This is a genomic window from Actinomadura sp. 7K534 (assembly GCF_004348575.1).
Taxonomy (GTDB): Bacteria; Actinomycetota; Actinomycetes; order Streptosporangiales; family Streptosporangiaceae; genus Spirillospora; species Spirillospora livida.
The window spans coordinates 1-4,777 of the sequence record NZ_SMKB01000371.1 but is presented as its reverse complement, the minus strand read 5'-3'; the positions used below and the strand labels follow the sequence as shown (position 1 = coordinate 4,777).

5 protein-coding genes are annotated in these 4,777 nt (G+C 68.1%); all 5 read left to right on the top strand.

Going from position 1 to position 4,777, the window contains the following annotated elements; all coding sequences use genetic code 11:
• A partial coding sequence (gene dop / locus E1266_RS35655; protein ID WP_132054756.1) for a depupylase/deamidase Dop occupies positions 1-1,245 on the top strand: 1,245 nt, incomplete at its 5' end.
• Positions 1,246-1,529: 284 nt separating this feature from the next.
• On the top strand, positions 1,530-1,739 hold the full coding sequence (locus E1266_RS35650) for a ubiquitin-like protein Pup (RefSeq protein WP_131987926.1): 210 nt from the start codon (positions 1,530-1,532) through the stop codon (positions 1,737-1,739).
• 82 nt (positions 1,740-1,821) lie between these two features.
• On the top strand, positions 1,822-2,964 hold the full coding sequence (locus E1266_RS35645) for an endonuclease VII domain-containing protein (RefSeq protein ID WP_132054754.1): 1,143 nt from the start codon (positions 1,822-1,824) through the stop codon (positions 2,962-2,964).
• Between the two features lie 209 nt (positions 2,965-3,173).
• Positions 3,174-3,962 (top strand): proteasome subunit beta, encoded by a 789-nt coding sequence (gene prcB, locus E1266_RS35640; RefSeq protein WP_132054752.1) that lies wholly within the window; start codon positions 3,174-3,176, stop codon positions 3,960-3,962.
• A gap of 21 nt (positions 3,963-3,983) precedes the next feature.
• The gene (prcA, locus tag E1266_RS35635; RefSeq protein ID WP_132054758.1) at positions 3,984-4,742 is read left to right on the top strand and encodes a proteasome subunit alpha; all 759 of its coding nucleotides are present in this window, start codon (positions 3,984-3,986) and stop codon (positions 4,740-4,742) included.
• Positions 4,743-4,777: the final 35 nt, after the last annotated feature.

Sequence of the window (4,777 nt, the reverse complement as noted above, 5' to 3'; positions counted from 1 at the left end):
CGTCAGATGTGTATCAGCGACAGCCCCGAATACTCCGCCCCCGAATGCACCAACCCCCGCGACGCCGTCATCTGGGACAAGGCCGGAGAACGCGTCATGGCCGACGCCGCACAGCGCGCCGCCATGGTCCCCGGCACCCACCCCATCCAGCTCTACAAGAACAACACCGACAACAAGGGCGCCTCCTACGGCTGCCATGAGAACTACCTCATGCGCCGCGAGACCCCCTTCGCCGACATCGTCCGGCACCTCACCCCCTTCTTCGTCTCCCGCCAGGTCGTCGCGGGCGCCGGCCGCGTCGGCATCGGCGTCGACGGCCGCGGCGACGGCTTCCAGATCAGCCAGCGCGCCGACTTCTTCGAGGTCGAGGTCGGCCTGGAGACCACCCTCAAGCGCCCCATCATCAACACCCGCGACGAACCCCACGCCGACCCCGAGAAGTACCGCCGCCTGCACGTCATCATCGGCGACGCCAACATGGCCGAGCTGTCCACCTACCTCAAGCTCGGCACCACCTCGCTCGTCCTCGCCATGATCGAGGACGGCTTCCTCACCGTCGACCTCTCCGTCGACATGCCCGTCGCGGCACTCCGGGCCATCTCCCACGACCCGTCCTGCAAGCACCTCCTCACGCTCCGCGACGGACGCAAGATGACCGCCGTCCAGCTCCAGATGGAGTACCTCGAGCAGTCCCGCAAGTACGTCGAGGACCGCTTCGGCGCCGACGTGGACGAGATGACCAAGGACGTCCTCGACCGCTGGGAATCGGTCCTGCACCGCCTCGGCGAGGACCCCATGCAGCTCTCCCGCGAACTCGACTGGGTCGCCAAGCTCGCCCTCCTGGAGGGCTACCGCACCCGCGACAACATCGACTGGTCCCACCCGCGCCTGCAGCTCGTCGACCTCCAGTACAGCGACGTACGCCCCGACAAGGGCCTCTACAACCGCCTCGTGGCCCGCGACCGGATCGAACGCGTCGTCACCGAGGCGCAGGTCGAGGCCGCCGTCGAGGACCCGCCAGAGGACACCAGGGCCTACTTCCGGGGCCGCTGCCTGCGCCAGTACGCCGACTCCGTCGCGGCCGCCTCCTGGGACTCCGTCATCTTCGACGTCCCGGGCCGCGAGTCCCTGCAGCGCGTCCCCACCCTGGAGCCCCTGCGCGGCACCAAGCAGCACGTGGGGCCCCTCCTGGACCGCTGCCGCACGGCGGCCGACCTGGTGGCCACCCTCACCGGTCAGAGCTGACCCGGACCCGCCGAGCCCCGGGCGACGCGCGTGTGTCGTCCGGGCTCTTGAACGTGCCCATTGGATAGCGTGACTATCGAGTCCTATCGCACCGCTGACCTGCACCGATGGGCGAGGTCTCGGTTTCGTGACTGCTATGCCCGTTTCAGTGGGCGGTGGACCGGCGATAACCCGAGCAAGTCCCCGGCCCCCCGGGCACGGCGGCGGCGAAACGGATTTCAAGATCCGCTAACCGCCGAAGATCGGGGATAGGGTCGGAAGGACCGGCAGAGCGGAGGTACGAGATGGCCACGAAGGACACCGGCGGTCAGAAGCAGACCACCCGGCGCACGGAAGAGGTCGAGGAGACCGAGGCCACGACCACCGAGGACGTGCAGGAGCGCCAGGAGGCGCTCACCGACGACGTGGACTCAATTCTGGACGAAATCGACGAAGTTCTCGAAGAGAACGCAGAAGACTTCGTCCGTTCGTATGTCCAAAAAGGTGGGGAATGATACGAAATGTCCGATTCGCTCGGACATTGAGTAGGTCCCATTTCTGGGCAATTCCCACATAACATAAAGCGGCCGTAGATACATGGGCGGGACCGGTAAGGTCCCGCCCATGTATTCGAAACGATGTTCGGACTGCGGTGAAGTCAAACCCGCCACGGAGTTCTGGAAGCTCAACTCCTCCAAGGACGGCCTGGCGTACTACTGCAAGGCCTGTTTCGGTTTGCGGAACGGCCGCTCATATCGGAAGAAGCAGGCGGTGCTGGGCAATGAGCCGCGGGCCTACCGCAGGCACTCGGACGTACCGGCGGGCATGAAGTACTGTCCGCGTTGCCGGGAGCAGAAACCGGTCGCCGAATTCGGAAGGAACCGCTCGAAGAAGTCCGGGCTGGCCGCCTATTGCCGCCCCTGTCACACGGAGACCGGTGTGGAGAACCGGCGGCGCAATCACGGGAGCGAGCGGAACTACCTTCTGAAGCTGCGCTACGGCGTGACCGAGGAAGAGGTCGAGCGGATGATCGCCGAGCAGGGCGGCATCTGCGTCATCTGCCTCCGGTCGGAGGCGAAGCACGTCGACCACGACCACACGACCGGGCTCGTCCGCCGCATCCTGTGCTTCAAGTGCAACGGCGGGCTCGGCCAGTTCGAGGACGATCCGGAGCGGCTGCGACTCGCGGCGGAGTATCTGGAGTTGGACGGCTCGCACGCGCGAAGGCTGGAACTCGAAACCGGCGCGAGGATGTTCGGCGGTCCGGAGCGGATGCGTACGGATCCTGGGTGGCGGAAGAGGTCGGAGTCGGCCGCGTCCGCGAGGCACTACCACCTCCGGCAGAAGTACGGGATCAACGACGGGGACGCCGGCTGGATGCTGGAGATGCAGGGCGGCCTCTGCGCCGTCTGCTTCGACTTCCCGGCGAGGCATGTCGACCACGACCATGACAGCGGTGCTGTGAGGGGTATCGCGTGCCATGGGTGCAACACCGGCATGGGGCAGCTCTGCGACGACCCGGTCGTCCTCCGCCGTGCGGCGGACTACCTGACGGGCGGCTTGGTCGTGTCCGTCCCGGCTCCTGAGGGCGGGACGCGCTTGTCGTTCACCGTCCCGGAGGTGGATCCGGCGGGAGTGCCTCACGGCGGCTGGGCGGCGTACTGGGAGGCGGACGGGCGGCACCGCAAGGCGAATCCGCACGTTGGGGTGGTGCGCACGGGGCCCGTCTGGGTGGAGTGAGCGCGGGGAGCGCGTGCCGGGGTTCGCCGTGGGCTGACTCGGCCGGGGATCATGCGGCATGCGCGCGGGCGACCTTGAACAGTAGGGTCGTACTCGTCCGCGCCGGTGGAGGTCGTGAGGGCCGGCGCCATTGTGGAGGGGAAGGGAGTCGCGTGGCGTCCCACGAATCGCATACCGGGCGTCTGCCGGGGTTGTTCGCTAACCCGGACATGTCGTCGTTCACGGAGTTTCTCGGGGCGTACTCGCCGGGGTCGCTGCCGGGTGGGCGGACGCCGCCGGCGTCGCGGGCGGGGGACGACATCCCGCACGGGACGACGATCGTGGCGGTGACCTTCCCCGGCGGTGTGGTGATGGCGGGTGACCGGCGGGCGACGGCGGGGCACGTGATCGCGCAGCGGGACATCGAGAAGGTGTTCCGGGCGGACGAGTTCTCGGCGATCGCGATCGCGGGGACGGCCGGCATCGGCATCGAGATGGTGCGGTTGTTCCAGGTGGAGCTGGAGCACTACGAGAAGCGCGAGGGCCGGACGCTGTCGGTGGAGGGCAAGGCGAACCGGCTGGCGACGATGGTGCGGCAGAACCTGGCGATGGCGATGCAGGGGCTGGCGGTGGTGCCGCTGTTCGCGGGCTATGACGAGGAGCGGGACGAGGGGCGGATCTTCTCGTACGACCCGGCGGGGGGCCGGTACGAGGAGCGGGACTTCCACTCGGTGGGCTCGGGGTCGGTGTTCGCGCGGGGTGCGCTGAAGAAGCTGTACCGGCCGGATCTGTCGGCGGAGGACGCGGGGCTGGTGTGCGTCCAGGCGCTGTACGACGCGGCGGACGACGATTCGGCGACCGGCGGGCCCGATCTGACGCGCCGGATCTTCCCCGTGGTGGCGTCAGTGACGTCGGACGGGTATCGCCGACTGGGCGAGGACGAGGTGGGCGCGCTGGCGCAGGCCGTCGTCGATGGACGTTACGACTCGCCGGGCGGTCCGACCGCCCCGCTGCGATAGAAGGGATCCAGACCGGTGTCCATGCCGTTCTATGTGTCGCCCGAACAGCAGATGAAGGACAAGGCGGATTACGCGCGGAAGGGTATTTCGCGTGGCCGCAGTGTCGTGGTGCTGCAGTACGACGACGGCATCCTGTTCGTGGCGGACAATCCGTCGCGGGCGCTGCACAAGATCAGTGAGATTTACGACCGGATCGCGTTCGCGGCGGTGGGGAAGTACAACGAGTTCGAGAATCTGCGGCTCGGCGGGGTCCGGTACGCGGACATCAACGGGTACCAGTACGACCGCCGGGATGTGACGGCGCGGGGGCTGGCGAACGTGTACGCGCAGTCGCTGGGGACGATCTTCACGGAGACGAACAAGCCGTACGAGGTGGAGCTGGTCGTCGCGGAGGTGGGCGATGACGCGGAGACGGACCAGATCTACCGGTTGACGTTCGACGGTTCGGTGGCGGACGAGCACGGCTATGTGGCGATGGGCGGTCAGGCCGATGCGGTGGCGGAGTCGCTGAAGGACGGCTACCGGGAGGGTTCGTCGCTGTCGGACGCGTTGCGGACGGCGGTGCGTGCGCTGGAGGCGCAGGATTCGGACCGGCATCTGGAGGCGACGTCGCTGGAGGTGGCGGTGCTGGACCGCAATCGTGAGCATCGGCTGTTCAAGCGGCTGGCGGCGGCGCGGATCGGTGAGCTGCTGGCGGAGAGCGAGGGCGGCGAGCCGGGTGTGGCCGGTTCGGGCGCGGGTTCGGATGCGGGGTCGGACGCCGGGGGCGGTGAGGACTGAGTTCCTCGTCCGGTGGCGCCGCCGCGGTGGTGGGC

What these genes read in the sequence shown, in the direction of transcription:
- E1266_RS35650 (WP_131987926.1), top strand. Translation starts at nt 1,530, where the DNA reads ATGGCCACGAAGGACACCGGCGGTCAGAAGCAGACCACCCGGCGCACG.
- E1266_RS35645 (WP_132054754.1), top strand. Translation starts at nt 1,822, where the DNA reads ATGGGCGGGACCGGTAAGGTCCCGCCCATGTATTCGAAACGATGTTCG.
- prcB (WP_132054752.1), top strand. Translation starts at nt 3,174, where the DNA reads ATGTCGTCGTTCACGGAGTTTCTCGGGGCGTACTCGCCGGGGTCGCTG.
- prcA (WP_132054758.1), top strand. Translation starts at nt 3,984, where the DNA reads ATGCCGTTCTATGTGTCGCCCGAACAGCAGATGAAGGACAAGGCGGAT.